Annotated in this window: 15 protein-coding genes; 13 read left to right on the forward strand and 2 right to left on the reverse strand. The window is 24.7% G+C overall.

Going from position 1 to position 20,040, the window contains the following annotated elements; all coding sequences use genetic code 11:
* The 9 genes from QMD25_06935 to QMD25_06975 all read left to right on the forward strand — a co-directional run.
* On the forward strand, positions 1-565 hold a 565-nt coding region (locus QMD25_06935), incomplete at its 5' end, for a hypothetical protein (protein MDI6861717.1).
* Positions 558-2,597, forward strand: a complete 2,040-nt coding sequence (locus tag QMD25_06940) for a glycoside hydrolase family 57 protein (GenBank protein ID MDI6861718.1) — start codon at positions 558-560, stop codon at positions 2,595-2,597. The genes QMD25_06935 and QMD25_06940, both read left to right, overlap by 8 nt.
* A gap of 3 nt (positions 2,598-2,600) precedes the next feature.
* Positions 2,601-4,406, forward strand: coding sequence for a DUF1925 domain-containing protein (locus QMD25_06945; protein MDI6861719.1), 1,806 nt, complete (start codon positions 2,601-2,603; stop codon positions 4,404-4,406).
* The gene (locus tag QMD25_06950) at positions 4,403-5,920 is read left to right on the forward strand and encodes a DUF1957 domain-containing protein (protein ID MDI6861720.1); all 1,518 of its coding nucleotides are present in this window, start codon (positions 4,403-4,405) and stop codon (positions 5,918-5,920) included. The genes QMD25_06945 and QMD25_06950 overlap by 4 nt, the downstream gene beginning before the upstream one ends.
* A 3-nt stretch (positions 5,921-5,923) precedes the next feature.
* Entirely contained in the window at positions 5,924-6,928 is a 1,005-nt protein-coding gene (gene galT, locus QMD25_06955; GenBank protein MDI6861721.1) for a galactose-1-phosphate uridylyltransferase, read from the forward strand.
* Between the two features lie 13 nt (positions 6,929-6,941).
* Positions 6,942-8,366 carry a glycogen synthase GlgA gene (gene glgA, locus QMD25_06960; protein MDI6861722.1) on the forward strand — a complete coding sequence of 475 codons (1,425 nt, stop codon included), beginning with the start codon at positions 6,942-6,944 and terminating at the stop codon, positions 8,364-8,366.
* A gap of 61 nt (positions 8,367-8,427) precedes the next feature.
* A complete protein-coding gene (locus QMD25_06965) occupies positions 8,428-10,923 on the forward strand; it encodes a sugar phosphate nucleotidyltransferase (protein MDI6861723.1) in 2,496 nt (831 codons plus the stop codon).
* Positions 10,908-12,323, forward strand: coding sequence for a phosphoglucomutase/phosphomannomutase family protein (locus QMD25_06970; GenBank protein MDI6861724.1), 1,416 nt, complete (start codon positions 10,908-10,910; stop codon positions 12,321-12,323). Before QMD25_06965 ends, QMD25_06970 begins: the two co-directional genes overlap by 16 nt.
* Positions 12,324-12,328: 5 nt before the next feature.
* Positions 12,329-13,312: a bifunctional phosphoglucose/phosphomannose isomerase gene (locus tag QMD25_06975; protein MDI6861725.1), complete on the forward strand. Its 984-nt coding sequence runs from the start codon at positions 12,329-12,331 to the stop codon at positions 13,310-13,312.
* Here the strand turns inward: QMD25_06975 and QMD25_06980 are convergent.
* Both QMD25_06980 and QMD25_06985 read right to left on the reverse strand, forming a co-directional pair.
* Complete coding sequence (locus tag QMD25_06980; GenBank protein ID MDI6861726.1) at positions 13,301-14,590, reverse strand: carcinine hydrolase/isopenicillin-N N-acyltransferase family protein; 1,290 nt, start codon at positions 14,588-14,590, stop codon at positions 13,301-13,303. The two genes, QMD25_06975 and QMD25_06980, sit on opposite strands and share 12 nt — an antisense overlap.
* Positions 14,591-14,602: 12 nt before the next feature.
* On the reverse strand, positions 14,603-15,139 hold the full coding sequence (locus QMD25_06985; GenBank protein ID MDI6861727.1) for a YbhB/YbcL family Raf kinase inhibitor-like protein: 537 nt from the start codon (positions 15,137-15,139) through the stop codon (positions 14,603-14,605).
* Between the two features lie 60 nt (positions 15,140-15,199).
* Here QMD25_06985 and QMD25_06990 point away from each other — a divergent pair, with 60 nt between their 5' ends.
* From QMD25_06990 to QMD25_07005, 4 genes are all read left to right on the forward strand, one after another.
* Positions 15,200-15,877, forward strand: a complete 678-nt coding sequence (locus tag QMD25_06990; protein MDI6861728.1) for an SdpI family protein — start codon at positions 15,200-15,202, stop codon at positions 15,875-15,877.
* Between the two features lie 33 nt (positions 15,878-15,910).
* Positions 15,911-17,233, forward strand: a complete 1,323-nt coding sequence (locus QMD25_06995; GenBank protein ID MDI6861729.1) for a glycerate kinase — start codon at positions 15,911-15,913, stop codon at positions 17,231-17,233.
* Between the two features lies 1 nt (position 17,234).
* The gene (locus tag QMD25_07000) at positions 17,235-17,807 is read left to right on the forward strand and encodes a hypothetical protein (protein ID MDI6861730.1); all 573 of its coding nucleotides are present in this window, start codon (positions 17,235-17,237) and stop codon (positions 17,805-17,807) included.
* Between the two features lie 120 nt (positions 17,808-17,927).
* The gene (locus QMD25_07005) at positions 17,928-19,604 is read left to right on the forward strand and encodes a hypothetical protein (protein MDI6861731.1); all 1,677 of its coding nucleotides are present in this window, start codon (positions 17,928-17,930) and stop codon (positions 19,602-19,604) included.
* The last annotated feature ends 436 nt before the right edge of the window (positions 19,605-20,040 follow it).

A 20,040-nucleotide genomic window follows, 5' to 3' on the forward strand; every position in this document is an offset into this window, starting at 1 on the left:
ATTAATAAAAATAAAAAAACCAACTGATTGGGAAAGACCAGAAAAAGTAATTTATTCAAAAGTTTGTGCAGATTCTGGTCTTTTACCCTCTCCATATTGTACAAATATTAAAACAGAAATTTTTATTAGTGGTTATGAACCAAAATTTGAATGTCCAATTCATAGAAGTGAATATGTAGATGTAGCAGTATGTATTGATTCTAATAAATTACCAACACCATGTACTCCAAAAGATAGAATTGAGATAAGAAAATTTTTAAAAGGTGAAGAACCAAAAGAGTATGATGATGCTTATTCTTGTGATTTTAATGTCTATATATTTCCAAGTGGCTCAGTTAAACCATTTACCTTAATAAATTTAACAATAGAACTTATAAATGAGAAAGGAGAAACTGTTGAAATTTATGTTAATGATTCATTAAGTGTAATTTTAAATAAAAATATGTTAAATTATGCTATATCTTTTGAAAATGAGGGAACATACGAAATTCTATTTGTATTAAAAGATCAATATGGAGAAGAGATATCTCATATAAGAAGGAAAATAGTAGTAAAAAGTGAATAAAGTATTTCTTTCGTTTTTATGGCATTTTCATCAACCACATTATAAAGATTTTTTAAATAATTTTTATTTACTTCCTTATACAAGAATTCATCTTGTTAAAAATTATTATATGATGGCTAAAATGATTGAAAAGAATAATATAAAAATGAACTTCAATTTTACACCAGTTTTATTGGATCAAATAAATGAATACGAAAGTGGTAATATAAAAGATTTTTTTACACTACTTATTGAAAATGGTTTAGATTACTTAAAGGAAAATAGAGATATTTTGATTTTTGAAAAGACTAAAAAATATATATCTAACAATTTTATAAAAAATTATCCAAGGTTAAAAGAGATAATTAATAAAAAATATGAAGATCTAAATGATAGAGATCTTATTGATTTAATTTTCTACTTCAATTTGTCTTTGATAATCGAAATTGAAAAAGATGAAAAAATAAAGAGCCTTGAAGAAAAAGAGAAAAATTACACATTTGATGACATTTTTTATTTAATTAATAAAGAAAATTCTATTATTAAAAAAGTTTTACCACTTTATAGAGATTTATTAAAAAGTAATTTAATAGAATTAACAATGTCGCCTTATGCTCATCCTATCTCACCATTGATAATTGATACTGAAATTGCAAAAAGATGTGGAGAATCAATTTTGCCTGAAAGATTCTCATATCCAGAGGATTTAGATGGACAAATAAAACTTGGTAAAGAAATTTTTTTCAAAAATTTTAATATTGAACCTAAAGGATTATGGCCACCTGAAGGCGCTGTTTCAAATGAAGTTATTGAAATTTTTATAAAGAACAGTTTTAATTATTTTCTTACTGATGAGGATATTCTTTTTAAAACAATGAAAAATAGAGATAGAAAGAACATTTATAAAAAATATTTTTTAAAAAAAGATAATAAAAAAATATTTGTTTTATTTAGAGATAAAATTTTGTCCGATTCTATTGGATTCGTTTATTCTCAAATGAATGAAGAGGATTCTGTAAAAGATTTCATAGATAAATTAGAAAAAATTAAAACCTTATCAGATGAAGATAAATATGTATTTGTAATCTTAGATGGAGAAAATCCTTGGGAATATTATAAAAATAATGGTATAGATTTTCTAAATTTACTCTATTCACAACTAAAAAAGCAAAAAGATTTAGAAATTTTAAAGTTATCTGAAATTATTAATGATAATGATTCAATTGAATTAAATTATATAGAATCTGGGTCTTGGATAAATGGTGATTTTAAAACTTGGATTGGAGAAGAAGAGGATAATTTATCTTGGGAATACTTAAATCAAGTTAGAAAAGATTATGAAAAATTAGAAAACGATAAAAAAAATTTTTTAAAAAAGATTTTATATATAATTGAAGGTTCAGATTGGAACTGGTGGTATGGAAAATCATATGGAGATGATGTTAAAAAGGATTTTGATTTATTATATAGAAGACACATTGAATCATTTTACTATTTTTCAAATATTAAAAGAGATTATTATTACAAATCAATAATTAAAAATAATAATTCAAAAGTTATTATGGCAGTTAAAAATTATATCACTCCTAATATTGATGGTAAAATTAATAACTTCTTTGAGTGGATAGATGGATTTTATTATGAAAGAGAGGAAAAATTATCAAGTATTTATTTTAACGAAAGGATAATTGAATTCATAAGAGGTGGATTTGATAAAGATAATCTTTATTTAGCAATTAAAATAAATAAAAATTTTAAAAATTTTGAACTTATTTTAAACTTTGAAGGAAATAAAATGATTTCTGAGATAACTTTTTTAAAAAGGAATTATAATTTAGATATAAAAACTCAATTAATTGGAATAAAAGCAAATTTTTATGATTTACTTGAAACTTCTATTCCATTAAAAAATGAAATTTTTAAAGAAAAAAACATAATTAATTTTTTCATAATTTTGAAAATAGATGGAAAAATAGTTAGCAAATCTCCAGAATATGGAATTTTTGAAATAAATTTAAATCCAGAAGAGTTTTTTAAAAATTGGGAGGTATAATTAATGAAATATCTATTAATACTAATTCATAACCATCAACCAATTGGAAACTTTAAAGATGTGATATTAAATGCATTTTATAAGTCATATATCCCTTTTCTTGAGAAGGTTTTAAAATATAAAAATATAAAAATTTCTCTTCATACTTCTGGAAATCTTTTTGAGTTTATGGAAGAAGAGAATATAAAAGATTATGAAGATTTAATAAAAGAGTTATTAAAAGAAAATAGAATAGAACTTTTTAGTGGAACTTTTTATGAGGCAATTTTACCTCTTATTCCAGAAGAAGATAAGATAAATCAAATAAAACTTATGAATAGATATTTAATAAATAAATTTAATTTTACTCCCAAAGGAATGTGGCTAACAGAAAGGGTTTGGGAGCCTGATATTCCAAAATATATAAGTAAATGTGATATTGAATATACTCTTTTAGATGATAATGCATTTAAAAAGTCATTTTTAATTGAAAGTGATCTATTTGGGTATTATATAACAGAAAACGAGGGCTTTATAACTAAAGTTTTCCCAATTCTTAAAAAATTAAGATATTTAATTCCATTTAGGGATATAAACGAACTCTCCACTTATTTTAACTCTTTTAAAGAGGATAATTTAATTTTTGTATACGGAGATGATGGTGAAAAATTTGGACTTTGGCCAGGAACTTATGAATATGTTTTTAAAGATGGATATTTAGACAAGTTTTTTCATTTTTTAAACGAAAATGATAATATTAAAACAATTTTATTTAATGAGGCAACTCAAAGGTTTAAACCAAAAGGAAGAGTCTACTTAAACATATCTTCATATGAAGAAATGGAGGAATGGTCAGATGGATTTTTTAGAAATTTTTTAAAAAAATATCATGAATCAAATAAAATTCATAAAAGAATGCTTTTTATGAGAGAAATAATAGATAAAGATGATTTTTCAATTTATAAACATCTATTAAAGAGTCAATGCAATGACGCATATTGGCATGGTATTTTTGGAGGATTATACTTACCTCATTTAAGAGAAAGTATTTTTAAAGAGATTTTGGAAGGCGAAGCGAAAAGTAAAGTTAAAAATGAGATTAAAATTTTAGATTATGATAAGGATGGATTTGATGAAATCATTTATTTAAGTAGAAAATATAAACTTTTTATACATAGAATCTCAGGCAAGGTTATGGAATTTGATTATTTTAATAAAAACATATCAAATGTTATTACAAGATATAGAGAAAGTTATCATGAAAAATTATTTAAAGATATAGACTATTTAAAAGATGAAAATAAAATAAAAACTATTCATGATATTTTTACTTTGAAAGATAAAGACGCTCTAAATTATCTTAAGTTTGACACCTATTTTAAAGAAAATTTCTTAATTCATTTTATAGAAAAAGAGAAGGATTTAGAAAATTCTAAACCGTATGAAAATATTCTTAATTATGAAATTGAAAAAAATAAAATAAAACTTTTTGACAATAAGATCTCAATTGAATATCATTTTTTAGATTCAATTTTAAATTATATTTTAAAATGTGAAAAGTTAAGTAATCTCCTTGTCTTAGAACTAAATTTACATTTTTTAGAAGATAAATTTGAATTAGAAAATGATGGAATAATAATTGATTTTACAGATTTTAAGTTAAAATTTAAAAGTGAAAGTTTTCAAGAATTAAAAATTGAAAAAATTTTTACAGTTTCAAATTCTGAAAGTGGAATTGAAAAAATTTATCAAGGGTCAACAATATACTTTTTATATAAATTAAACAATGATATAAATTATATAAGTATGGAGGTGAGTGAAGTAAAGTGAAAAATAAATTATTAATTTATCTACATTCACATCTTCCTTACTCATTAGGAAAAGGAAGATGGCCATTTGGAGAAGAATGGCTTTTTGAAATAGCAGAATCATGTTATTTACCAATTTTAAAATCACTTTATGAACTAAAAAGAGAAAATATTACTTTTAAAATAAATATTGGAATAACACCTGTTCTAATGGATCAACTTAAAAGTGACTATTTTAAAGAGAAATTTATAGAGTATTTAGATATAAAGGAAAAAAGAGGAAAAGAAGATTATTCAAAATATAAAAGTGAAAGAAAAATACTCAAATTAATTGATTACTATTTAAATGAAATAAACGAAAAAAGGGAAATTTTTAAAAATATAAATTATGATTTAGTAGAAGCATTTAATCAATTTAAAAAAGAGGGAATTTTAGAAATTGGTACATCTTCAATTACCCATTCATATCTTCCGCTTTTAAAATATGATGATTCTAGAAAATTACAGATTAAAAATGGAATAAAAGTTTATAAAACTTATATAAATGATAATCCAGAAATTTTTTGGCTACCAGAGTGTGGATATAAAAGTGGAGTAGAAAAAATATTAAAAGAAAACAATATTAAATATTTCATTTTAAACTACCACTCTTTAATTGAAGAAAGTAATGATATTTTTAAATATGGAAGAGGGTTCATTAAGATTCAAAGCAAAAATAAATTTTCAACTCTTTTTTTATATGAAATTGATCAAAATATCTTTGTTCTTTTAAGAAATCCAGAAACAAGTGAAATCGTTTGGTCTAGAGATTATGGATATCCTGGTGATGGTGACTATAGAGAATTTCATAAAAAGAGCGAAAATTCCGGTTTTCAATATTGGAGAATAACTGATAAATCGATATCACTTGGTCAAAAGGATATCTATGACTTAGAAAAAGCACAAGAAAAAGTAAAGATACATGTAGAGAATTTCAAAGATCGAATTGAAAAAATTTTTATTGATTTTAATCAAAATTATGGTTTAAATGGTTTAATTGTTGCTGCTTTTGATACTGAACTTTTTGGCCATTGGTGGTATGAAGGAGTTAAATTTTTAAAAGAGTTTTTAAGGTCATCATCAAAATCAAAAGTATATGAGACATCTCTTTCAAAAGATATAGAAAAAAGTATCCCAATTAAAAGTGGTAAATTTATCGAAAGTTCTTGGGGGTTAGGAGGGTTTCACTATACATGGTATAATTCTGAAACAATGTGGATGTGGGAGAAAATACATGAGGCTGAAGAAATATTCTTCAAAAAATTTTATTCAATAAATGACAAATCACTAAAAAAGGCAATTTTAAAAGAAAAATTTTTGTTAGAAAGTTCTGATTTCCCATTTCTTGTTACAACTTCTACTGCAAAAGAGTATGCAATTAAGAGATTTAATGAACATTTTGAAAAATTTAAAGGAATTTTTGAAAAAACAATTGACATTAACAAAATAAATAAGGACGATTTTGTTTTTAATTCAATTGATTTTGAGGAGGTATGAAGTATGCCAGAACTTAGAAAAGATCCAGTTATAGGAAGATGGGTAATAATTGCAACTGAGAGAAGTTTAAGACCTAATGATTATAAAATTGAAAGTGAAGAAAAAAATAAAGACCTTTCAAAGTGTCCATTTGAAGAGGGAAACGAAAGTTTAACTCCACCAGAAATTTTAAGTTATAGAAAACCTAATACAAATAAAAATGGTCCTGGATGGTGGGTTAGAGTTGTTCCTAATAAATTTCCAGCACTAAGAATTGAAGGAGAACTTGATAAAAGAGGAGTTGGAATGTATGATATGATGAATGGAATTGGTGCACATGAGGTTGTTATTGAAACGCCAAACCATTTTGAAGAGATAGCTTTTATGCCTGAAACACAAATACAAGAAATTATTTGGGCATGGAGAGATAGGGTTTTAGATCTTAAAAAGGATAAAAGATTTAAATATATTTTAATTTTTAAAAATAAGGGTGCTCAAGCAGGAGCATCTTTAGAACATCCTCACTCTCAAATAATTGCTCTTCCAATTGTTCCAATAAGAGTTCAACAAGAATTAAATGGTGCAAAAGAGTATTTTAACTTTAAAGATAGATGTGTTTTTTGTGATATGGTTCAGCAAGAGTTAGAGGATAGAGAAAGATTAGTTGAAGAAAATCATGAATTTATATCTATTGTTCCATTTGCAGCAAGATTTCCATTTGAGTTGTGGATTCTTCCAAAAAAACATTCATCAGATTTCATTGAAGTTTCAAAGGCTGATGTTGTAAGTTTAAGCATAGTTTTGAAAAGAAGTTTGTTAAGACTTAAAAATTTGTTAAATGATCCACCATATAATTTAATCATTCACACATCCCCTCTTGATCAATATAATTTACCACACTATCATTGGCATATTGAAATAATGCCAAGACTTACTAAAGTTGCTGGCTTTGAGTGGGGAACAGGTTTTTATATTAATCCAACAAAACCTGAAGATTGCGCAAAATTTTTAAGAGAGTTAGAAATCTAAAAAGGAGGATCTTATGAAGATTGTTTTTGTTGTCTCAGAAGCGGTTCCATATGTAAAAACAGGAGGTCTTGGTGATGTTGCTGGTTCTCTTCCTAAATATTTAAAAAAGAGTGGCATTCATATTTCACTAATTCTTCCTTTTTATAAATTAATAAAGGATAAAAAACTTTCTATTGAATATATAAAAGAGATTGAAATTGAAATAAATGATAAAAAATTTAATTTTAAAATTTATAAAGATAAAGAAAATTTTCTTTTTGATACATTTTTAATTGAAAATGATCACTTTTTCTTAAGAGATGGTATATATAATGAAAATAATATAGATTATAAAGATAATCATTTAAGATTTGGCCTATTTTCACTTGCATCTCTTAAATTAATAAAAGATATAATTAAACCAGATATAATTCATACTCATGATTGGCAGACATCTTTTCTTCAAATTTATAATAAAATATTTCAATATAATTTTAAAACTATTTTAACAATCCACAATCTTGCTTATCAAGGAATTTTTGAAAAGGATTCCCTCTTTGATCTTGGATTACCACAATACCTTTTTTCAATTGATTTTTTAGAGTTTTATGGAAAAGTTAATACGCTTAAAGGTGGTATTATCTTTTCTGACTTAATAACAACAGTTTCTCCAACATATTCAAAAGAGATTCAAAAAAAAGAGTTTGGTTTCGGATTAGATGGAGTTTTGAAAACAAGAAGAGATTTTCTCTTTGGTATATTAAATGGAATAGATTATGATTATTGGAATCCTAAAACAGATAAATTTTTATATGCAAATTATAATTTTGAAACAATAGAAAATAAAAAAATTAACAAATTAAATCTTTATAAAGATCTAAATCTAAGTTTTGACATTAATAATCCCTTATATTCAATGATAACAAGAATAACTGATCAAAAAGGAATTGATCTTCTCATTAATATTTTCGATGAGTTAATGAGACTCAATTTAAATTTAATTGTTTTAGGAGTAGGAGATAAAAATTTGGAAAATTCTTTAAAAGAGTTAAATTTAAAATATAAAGATAAATTCATATTTATAAATAAATTTGATGAGCCCTTATCCCACATTCTTTATGCAGCAAGTGATTTTTTCATTATGCCTTCAAAATTTGAACCATGTGGGTTATCACAAATGATTTCATTGAGATATGGAACTATCCCAATTGTAAGAAGCACTGGTGGATTAAGAGATACAGTTATAGAATATAACAAAAATATAGGCTGTGGAAATGGATTTGTCTTTTATGATTATGAACCATATGAATTTTTTGATGCAATTAAAAGATCATTGAAGTTATTCGAAATAAAAGAAAAATTTCTAAAAGTAATCAAAATAGGAATGAATTCTGATTTTTCATGGGAAAGTTCAACTGAAGAATACATAAAATTATATGAATATTTAATGAAAAAATAATTTTATAATTGATTTAAATTTTTTTATATGTTAAATTGAAAATTGGAGGGCAGAGAAATAAATGAGTATGAAAGGTGTTATATTAGCAGGTGGTTTTGGTACAAGATTAAGGCCATTAACAATTAATATTCCAAAACCAATGGTTCCTATTGCAAATAAACCAATTTTGTCTCATATTATTAAACTTTTAAAAAAACATAATATAAAAGATTTGATAATAATTCTTTATCACCAACCAGAAATAATTAAAGAATATTTTAAAGATGGTAAAGAGTTTGGTGTTAAAATTAACTATATAATTTCAGATGAAGATCTTGGAACATGTGGGGCGGTAAATCTTGCAAAAAACTTTCTCACAGAAGATTTTCTTGTAATTTCAGGAGATATTTTAACTGATTTTAATTTAACTGAAATTATTTCTTCTCATTTTGAAAAGAAAGCAATTGCTACTATCACATTAACAAGAGCAGTAAATCCTCTTCAATATGGAATTGTTATAACAGATGAAGATGGAAAAATTGTTAGATTTCTTGAGAAACCTTCTTGGGGAGAAGTTTTTTCAGATACAATAAATACTGGAATTTATGTTTTATCACCTGAGATTTTTGAATTTGTTCCTGAAAAAAAGGAGTTTGATTTCTCAAAGAACCTTTTTCCTTTAATTCTTAAAAAGAATCTTCCTCTATATGGTTTTATTGCAAATGGTTATTGGAAAGATATAGGAAATGTTAGAGAGTATAAAATTGCTCATGAAGAGATAATTAAAGGAATGGTTGATATTGAAATTGAAGGTGAAAGGGTTTTAAGGATTGGCTCAGATATTTGGCATGAAGATGGTTGTGAAATTAAAAACTTAAAAAATTTGCTTGGTACTGTTGTTTTAGGAAAAAATGTAAAAATATCTGATGCAAGAATTTTTAACACATTTATGGGAGATGATGTAATTATTGAAGATAAAGTTGAGATAAGTAATTCAATTATTTGGGGTGGTAGTGTTATTAAAAAGGGAGTAAAAATTTCTGATTCAATAATTTGTAAAAAAGTTATTATAAAAGATGGAACTATTCTTGAGGGAGATAATATAATTTCTGATGAATGCGAAATAGGAAAAAATGTAACTATTAAAAAGGGAGTTTACATCTGGCCATCAAAATTTGTAGAGGATAATTCAATAGTTACTCATAGTTTAGTATGGGGAAAAGCGTGGACTACATCTATTTTTGGTTCACATGGAATAATTGGTGCAAACAATGTTGAAGTTACTCCTGAGTTTGCAGCAAAACTTGGATGTGCATATGGAACAATTCTGGGAAAAGGTGCTGTTGTTTTCACAGGTAGAGATGTTGATAAATCTTCAAGAATGCTTAAAAGAGCTATGATTGCAGGACTAATTTCCACAGGAGTTGATGTTCAAGATTTAAGAGCAGTGCCTGTTCCAATTTTAAGATTTGCTATTAGAACTATTGGTGGTTCAGGAGGAGTTCATGTTAAGAGATCTCCTTTTGATCCTCATTTAACAAATATTAAATTTTTTGATAAAGAAGGTTTTGATTTATCAGTATCAAGCGAACAAAATATAGAGAGAATTTTCTTTAGAGAAGAGTTTTATAGAGCAAATATTGAAGATATAGGAACAATTGATATTCCAACAAGAATTCTTGAAAGTTATAAAAATTTCTTCACTAAAAGTTTTGATTTAAAAACAATAAAAAGTGCGAATTTGAAATTTACAATTGATTACTCATTTGGTTCAACTGTTATGTATCTTCCTAATATATTAGGTGATTTTGATATAGAGATATTTTCATTAAATGCCTTTATGGATGGTAAAAAATCAGTTAGAAGTTTTCAGGAGTTTAAAGAGGCTCTCAACACACTTTCTATGATGGTTAAGTCAATTAAAAACAATTTTGGTGTTTTAATAGATGCAAATGGAGAAAAGATTTTTGTTGTAGATGATAGTGGTGAAATTTTATCAAATACTCGTCTTGCTGCTTGCTTTATAAAACTTCTTCTTAGTGAAAATCGTTCTTTATCAGTATCTATTCCTATTTATGCATCTTATGAACTAATTCAATTTTTAAAAGAGAATGGAGTTAAAATAAATTTTACTTCTACAATTTCAAGAAATATAATAAGAGATTCATTAAATTCAGATTTTGGTGCAGATCTTATTGGAGGATTTATTTTTGTTAAAGAAGTTCCATATTTTGATGGGATGTTTGCAATTGGAAAACTTGTAGAACTTGTTTCAAAAAGCGGCTTATCTCTTTCAAAAATAAAAAAAGATACTCCTTCATTAGATCCAACTCATATTGAAATAAGTTGTCCATTTGATAAAAAAGGAAAAGTTATGAGAAAGTTGTCTGAAACAAAAATTTTTGATCCTAATACAATAGAAGGAGTAAAACTACTTTATGATGATGGTTTTGTTTTTATTCTTCCAGATAGTGATAGACCCGTTATCCATATCTATTCATCATTTACTTCAAAAGAAAAAGAGGCTAAAAAAATTGAAGAAGAAAAAGAGGAGATTGAAAAATGGATTTTAGAATAAAATTTGGTACATCTGGATGGAGAGGCATTATTGCAGAGGACTTCACTTTTGGAAATGTAAGAAAAGTTTCAAGAGGGATTAGAGACTATTTAATTAATGAAAATATAGGTGATAAAGTTGTTATAGGTTATGATACAAGATTTTTATCAAAAGAGTTTGCAAAAGAGGTATCTAAAATTTTTTCAGACGCAGGAATAAATGTTCTTTTTTTAAAAGAAGAGGCTCCAACTCCAGTAATTTCTTATACAATTTTAAAATATAAAGCATCTGGTGGAGTTAATATTACAGCATCTCATAATCCATATTATTATTCAGGTATTAAATTTTCTCCTTCATGGGGAGGTCCTGCAGAACCTGAAGTTACAAAAAAAATTGAGGATTATTTAAACAAAGAGAGTGATGAAGAGGTAAAAGAAGATTTTAATTATTTTGTTAAAAGGGGTTTAATTGAAATTATTGACCCGTTTAATGATTATATAAATGATTTATTAAAAATTTTTCCTTATGAACTTGATTTAAAAAATAAAATTGTTCTTGATCCTATGTTTGGAACAGGAATAAAATATTTTAATAAAATTTTCGAAAAATATCCTGATAAAGTTTTTAAAATTCACTTTAGTTTTGATCCTCTTTTTGGTGGTTTAGAACCTGTACCTTATGAAGAGTTTCTTTTAGATCTAAAAAATGAAGTTTTAGAAAAAAATGCTTTTTTAGGACTTGCTCTTGATGGTGATGCTGATAGATTTGGAGTAATTTCAAAAGATGGAACTTTTATTACTCCAAATGAAGTTTTATCAATTCTTGCTTTTTATCTTGGAAAAGATAAAAAAGAGGGTATTGGTAGAACAATTTCAACAACAAGATTAATTGATAAAATAGCAAAATATTACAATATTGAAGTTTTCGAAACTCCTGTTGGGTTTAAATTTATAGGAATGCTTATAAGAGATGGAAAAATTTATATTGGGGGAGAAGAGAGCGGTGGTTTATCAATTAAAGGATGGCTTCCTGAGAAAGATGGTATTTTAGCAGATTTACTTATCTTACAAATTTGTGAAAAAGAGAGAGTATCTCCAAAAGATCTCATTGATGATTTATATAAAAAATTTGGTAGATTTTATACAAAAAGAATTGATCTAAGATTTAAAAGTGAAGAAAGAGAAAAGGTCAAAAATTATATTGAAAACTTTAATGAAAACACAATTTTTGATTTAAAAATTAAAAATATAGATAGACGAGATGGACTTCTTATTAATTTAGAAAGTGAATTTTCATATATTTTATTTAGGATTTCTGGAACAGAAGACATGATAAGAGTTTATTTTGAAACTTTAGATAATAACCTTTTTGAATTTTTAAATAAAGAGGTTTTAAATTTTATAAATAAAGTTGTGAGGTGAAATTTATGTTTGATCTATTTTTTAAATTTCCAATTGATTTTAAATTGTCAAAAGAATTAACTCTTGAGAAAAAAATTGATTTTAATATTTTAAAAGACATTCAAAATATTGTCATATCTGGAATGGGTGGTTCTGGATTTACAGGAGATTTTATCTTTTATTTATTCAGAGATTTTTTAAATTATCCAATTGTCATAAATAAAGATTATAATCTCCCAAGATTTGTATCAGATAAAACTCTTTTATTTCTTATCTCTTATTCTGGAGACACAGAAGAGACTCTTTCAAATTTTTATGAAGGTGAGAAAAGAGGGGCAAAAATTATTTCAATAACCTCAAATGGAGAACTTTTTGAAATTTCAAACAAAAAATATTTAACATACAAAATTCCATCCTCATACCCTCCAAGAATGGCTTTTCCTTACCTTTTTTATCCAATTTACTTTATTCTCAAACTTTTTGTAGAAGAAGATTTAGGAGAAGATGAATTTTTTGAAAAAATTCATTCTTTATATGAAAAATTCAAAGAGAATGATAATGAAGGTGATAAATTATTAAATTTAATTAAAAATAGAATTCCTATAATTTACTCATCTAACTCTTTAACTCCAGTTGCACTTAGGTGGAAACAGGAAATAAATGAAAACTCAAAATATATTGCTTATAATCTCTCTTTTCCAGAACTTAATCACAATGAATCTGTTTTTTGGGAATGTAAAGAGTTAAAAGATAGTTTAATTTTTATTATCTTAAGAGATAAATTTGACTCACCTCAAATGAAAAAAAGAATTGATATTTCAATTGAACTTTTGAAAAACAGAGGTTGGCAAGTTTTAGAATTTATATCATTTGGTGAAAAACCTCTATTTAATTTATATTCTTTAATTCCTCTTGGAGATTATATTTCTATTAAACTTGCATATTTAAAAGAAGTTGATCCACTTCCAGTAAAAATAATTGACGAGCTTAAAAAAAGATTAAAAGAGTAATTTTTTGTATAAATCAATTAACTCTTGATCTTTCTCTTCTTTTAAAAGTTTTATATTCTCTTTATTCCAATAATTTGTAAAATAAAAGTAATTTTTCTTTTTTGTGTCTTCCATAAGTTTAAATCCCATTTCTCTATATTCTTTCTCTATTTCAAAACTCTCAAGAGTTATTTTATTTAATTCTTCATCAGAAAGGCTCTCTAAAGATTTTTTATGAATAAGTTCAAAAATTTTATTTTGATATTTTTCTTTAAGTGGTTTTATCTTTTTCTCATTTTCTTCATAATTTTCTATATATTTTCTAAAGAATAGATTATTAAATTTCCATATTTTAATTAATTCTTTTTCAAATTTAAAATCAAGAGGACTTTTTTCTACAAAAAATGTTGGTTTAAAAAGAGAAATTTCTGGACATGGGCTCATTGTAAACCAAATTATGTTTCTTTTTCCATATTCAACAATCATAGAAGATGTAGTTTGGCTTGAAACTAATCCTCCACCTGCATTCATAGATATGTTTCTCATTGAAGCAAACTTATTCACACCTTTATCAGATAAAATTTTTATAAATGAATCAAGAGAGTGTTTTTCAAATTTTTCAAGTAGTTCTCTTCCTCTTTTTTCTCTTATAATACTTCCACTAAAATAAGTATAGATTTTGTTTGAAAAATATTTTTCAAAACTTATATTTTTATTTAAATCTTTATGAATTTCATCATAATCATTTTTAATTGAAAGTTTATTGCTAATATTATAAACTTCTTTTACTTTTTTATAAGCAAAATATTTATCAACAATTTCAAGAACATATGCTTCATTTGAATCAGAAATTAAAAATGAGTTGTGATATTTAATTTTCTTTTCATAACCGCAATTTCCGCCTTGTCCATATTTTTCATTTAGTTCTATAATCTTTTTAACTGCCTCAAAAGATGTAGATGAAGTTTCAAGTGCAATTCTTATCATATCCATTCCAGTTAGACCTAAATCTTTATATTTTATTTTTGTAAAAACTGCTTCATTTCCGATTGCAACACCACATTCATTTATTCCCATCTCTCCACCCCAAAGCCAAACTGGTTTAGAAAGAAATATTCTATATTTTACCTCATATGGTTCAATTTCAATATAAGTTGTTTTTACCTTTTCTCTTAAGACCCCTCTATTATCCATAAAAACAAAAATTTGAGGTTCATTTGGATCTCTATCTGAATTTTTACCAAAAATAGGTTTACCACCTAAAGTTCTATTTCCCAATGCAACAAAAGTATCACACATATTTCACCTCTTTTAATGAGAATATAAAGTTATTAACTCTCCTATTCCTAAAATATGATTATTTATTTCTTTTAAAATTTCCCTTCTTTCAACTCCACTTTTTATATCTAAAACTTTATTTAAAGCATAGATTGTAAATCTATAACGATGCTTTGAACCTTTTGGTGGACATGGACCATTGTAGCCAATTTCATTAAAATCATTTTTACCTTGTTTTATACCATTCTCAAATTCTGGTAATTTTGGAAAGTTTTCTGGTAAAGATCTATAGTTTTTTGGTATGTTAAAAATAATCCAATGAGTAAAAACTCCACCTGGTGCATCTGGGTCATCCATTATTATACAAAAAGAGGCGGTTTTTTCTGGTATATTTTCCCATTCAAGTGGAGGAGAGATATCTTCTCCATCACATGTATATTTTTCAGGAATCAATTCATTCTCTTTTAAGATAGAACTTTTAAGAACAATTTTTTCATACTTTTCTTCTACTTTTTTACTACATCCAATTAAAAATAGAATTAGAATAATTAATATTAATAATTTTTTCATATTTATTCAATTTTTATTCTATCACAAAATTAATTTATAATTATAACTGAGGAGGTAAATATGGAAGAGTTTATATCTCTATTTATTTTAAATTTTATTATGATTTTTGGAGGCATAGCAACATATTTTGCATCACCAAACTATTTTCTTGGTTTAAGAACTACAGATACACTTTCAGATGAAAGAGTATGGTATAAAGCAAATAAATTTGCGGGAAAATTATTAACAATTTCTGGTGTTATAATGCTTTTTGTTACTATTTTATTTATGGCTTTTAAACTCAAAAACTTCCTTTTACCCCTTATTTACATTAATTTATTAGTTTTAATAGTTATATCAATAATTTCAGTAATATATGCACACTCTTATGCAAAAAAATTAAAAAAAGAAGAAGGTGAGAAGCCTTTAATTTTAAAGAAAACAATTAATTATATCTTTATTATTGTTTGTATATCTCTCATTATAATTGGTCTTATTCTTCCATTTACAAAACCTAATCCATTTATTGGGGTTAGAATTCAGAAGACATTTGAAAGTTTTGAAAGATGGAAAATAGTAAATTTAATTACTGGAATTTTAATTGCAATATATGGTGCTATTTTTTCATATATATTTTATAAATTATTAAAAAAGGATGATTTAGAAAGAACAAAATTAACTTTAAAAACAATATCCATTTTCTTTCTTATATTAATTTTAATAACAATATTTACTATTTTTCTATCATTTTTAACTTAATAGTTCTTTTTATTCTCTGATAAAATTTTATTAATGATTGAATCTGAAATTTTTAAAAAATTAAGAAAAGATGTTTTTGATTCAATAGATTATCTTCTAAAAAAAATTGATCCTGAAAAAAGGGTTCAAGAATTTTTAATAAAAGAAGGTAATAAATTAAAAATAGGTGAAGATGAAATTGATTTAAATAAATTTGATAAAATATTTCTTATTTCTTTTGGAAAAGCTGGAGTTAAAATGGCAAAAGGCGCTCTTTTAAAAATAAGTTTTTATAAAGGTTTAGTTATAAGTAACATAGATTATTTTGATTTTCCAAATAATATTGAATATATTAAAGGCGAGCATCCAACTCCTGGGAATGGAAGTTTTTATGCAGGAAAAAAATTAATTGAACTTTCAAATGAAATTAAAGAAAATGATTTGACAATTATTTTAATATCAGGAGGTGGCTCATCACTTGTTGAGTATCCTTTGATTCCATTAAGCGATTTAAAAGAATTAACATCATTAATGTTAAAACATGGTCTTTCAATTGATGAAATTAATACAATAAGAAAACATATTTCTGAAATAAAAGGTGGTAAATTATTAAAATATTTAAAAGGAAAAGTTTATTCTCTAATTATTTCAGATGTTATAGGAGATGATTTAAGCGTTATATCATCAGGAGTTACATATTTTGATAATTCAACATTTTTAGATGCATTAAATAATTTAAAAAATTATGATTTAATTGATAAAGTTCCTAAAAGTGTTATTGAAATCATTAATAAGGGGATAAAGGGTGAAATTTCTGAAACTCTAAAAGAAAATGAATTTCCAAAGAAACGAGTTAAAAATTTTATAATATCATCGAATTATGATGCTTGTAAAATTTTAATTAATTTCTTTAAAGATAAAGGATATAATACTTTTTATCTTGGTTCAAGAATTAATGGTGATGTAAAAGATGTTAGCAAAGTTATAGGTGGAATAATCATTGATATTTATGAAAATAAAATAGATGTTCCTAAACCATGTGTATTGCTTTATGGTGGTGAAACAACTGTTATTGTAAAGGGAAATGGAGTAGGTGGTAGAAATCAAGAAATTGCTCTTTTAATGTCTAAATATATTCAAAATAAAAATATTTTATTTTTATCATTTGGAACAGATGGAATTGATGGAAATTCTCCTGCTTCAGGCGCAATAGTTGATGGTGAGACTTTAAATAGAGCAAAGAGCCTAAATTTAGATTATAAAAAATTTTTGGAAAACAATGACTCATACAACTTTTTTAAACAATTAAACGATTTAATAATTTTAGGTCCAACAGGAAACAACGTTATGGATATAGGAATTGCAATAATTATTTAATATGAACTGGAAATTATTCAGCCACGAAACAATTGAAAATCTTTTTTTAAAAAATGAAAAATTTAAAAGGGATTCAAAATTATTAATAATAGATCCTTCTGATTATGTTCCTCTTTTTGATATATCAGAAGAGATAGAAGATGGAAAAATTTTAGTTTTAACAAATTTAATAAAAGATTTTAATTTAAAGGTAAAGGAATTTGGTTTTAATAAAACTCTTTTTCCAATAACAAAAAAGGCTTTTTATAAAATAAAAAAAGAGATTCTTGATGCAATAATATGGGTATCACCTGATTTAAGAAAAAAAGATATTTTTGAAGATCTCTCTTTAACATATAAATTTTTAAAAAATGATGGAAAACTCTATCTTCTTTTTGATAAAGAAATGAAACTTCTTGAAGAGTTTAAAATAAAACTACTTCATAAAGCAGATATAAATGAGACAATCGGGATTCTTGAAAAAATTGGATTTAAAAAAACATTTTATGAAAAAAGTTTCTCAGGGAAAGAACTCTCAATTTATGTAATTGTTGCCAAAAAAAGAGAAGAGTTTATAAACCCTTTTGAAAAATAAAATAATTTAATTGAAACCTTTTAAATTTATAGGTTTCAATATACAAAGAAATAGTATAAAAGAAGATTAGATATGAAACAAAACTAAATTAAATGAATCTAAAGATTATGGAGGTGAAAATTGAGAAAAAAATGTAATATCATTCTTCTAAGTGTATTTATTATTTTATCTTTATTCTCATGCAATAAGAAGGAAATGAAAATAATTTCTCTACCTGAAAATAAAGAAGTATTATTAAACACAATTCCAACACCAGGTAAGAGAATAACAATAAATCCAAAATTGCCTTTAAGAAATATTAAACTCACTTACCCAGACAACACAATTTCTACATTAGATATAGAAAAAAATCCTACTATAGTTCTTTATGAAAAAGGCGATTATACTTTAACTTATGAATTTTGTTATGAAGATGTTAATAAAGCAATAGTTGGTAAAATACCTGGAAACGATAAAGAATGGAAAAGTGGCAGTTTGTCTTTTTCTATAACAAACTTTGAGATATCAGAGCCTTATAATTTTAAAAAAAGTAAAAATCTTACTTTTGCTTGGGTTAAACCATCTTCTCCTTATGGAAGATATTCATCATATATTGAAGTTATAAATTCTAAACCATCGTCTCTTTATTTGGTTCAAGAAAAAAATAGCCAAGAATTTGAGTGGTTTTTATGTGAAATAAATGAAATTAAAAAAATTAGAATATCTTTATTTTTTAATTTTATTCCAAATGTTAGAAATAAAATTGGATTTAAACTCAAAGAGAAAGATTCAAATAAAATTATTGATGAACTTTTTGTTGAAATTTATCCATCTTTAATTCAAAATAACTATTTCTTTAAAATTAATGAGAAAAAAGAAAGTTTTTTAAAACATGTTATCTATTACATTGAAGATGGAGATGTATTTTGTTATGATTTTAAAAATAATAAATACTATAAGTTAAATGAAGGGTATTTTATTAAAACTATTTCTCTATCTCCTGATGGTTCTTATCTTGTTTTCTCTTCAAGAAATTCTTCTTATATTTCAAAGTTTAATGGAGAAGAATTTACAAAAATTGCTGATGATGCAATTGAGCCAATATTTGCTAAAAATCATTCTGATTTTATTTTTTTAATTCAATCAAAGGATAAATGGAAATTTGGATGGAATGAAAAGAAACAGCAAAATGAAGTTCAAGCAGAAATTTATACTTTTAATATTAAAGAAAAAAAATTAAAATCTCATGGTTATTTTTCTTTTCCTGTAACTGAAAATTATACAATGTATGATCCCGATTTTTTATTTAAAGATTTCTACAGTTATTTTGCAATTATTGATCTCTCAAATATAAAACCAATACTTTCTTCTCATCCATATGAAAAAGATGATTTATTAACAATAAAAATAGATTCTTATAATTTCAAGAACTTGCTTTTTAATGGAAAAGATATTAGAGAATTTCAAAATGATGTATCTTTCATGGATGAAAGACCCTCTATAGGTCACATTATTTGGAAAAATGAATTAAGAGAGGCAATAATATTAGGGACAGAAGTTTCTCCTTATGGGATGATTAAATATATAGAAGAAAGCCAATCACGATTAGGTTCTGTATCAGAAAGAGATGAATATTTATGTTTTATTCGATATAGAGGAGATATCTATCCTTCATCTAATATAGAGCAAATGCAAGAAGTGTATAGTGAACTTTGTATTTATAATAAATATTTAAATTTTATAAAGGCTATACCTGTTAGAGGTTTGCTTTATAAAGTACTTCTTCCATATGAATATGGAGTTAACGATATAAATTGAAAAGTATTTAATATGGTATTATGCTTTAATTTGAATGAAATATAAATAAAGAAATTTTAACAATAAGCACCTTTATTTATTAAACTTAATTTCTGATAAAATTAAAAATATGAGAAAAATAATATTTTTTATGATCATAATTTTATTTTTATTTGGATCACTTAAAATTGAGAAATCTTTCTCCCAAGATAATATAAAAATTTTTGGATATGGACCATTTAATAAAAATTTTAAAAAGTTATGGATATAATATAACAAAAACAATATTTGTTAATTTTACTGATAAAATTTAGTAAAAAGTCTAAATTATGTAATTGATGTTAAAAACAGAAAAATTCATAAATCTATTCTCAATTTATTATGGATTCACCACCACTTCTCCTTCCTCCTGGAAGAGTTTTTGTTCCAATAAGGATAGTCTCAGAATCTCTTGGTG

It is taken from the genome of Caldisericia bacterium, from assembly GCA_030018355.1.
Classification (GTDB): domain Bacteria; phylum Caldisericota; class Caldisericia; order B22-G15; family B22-G15; genus JAAYUH01.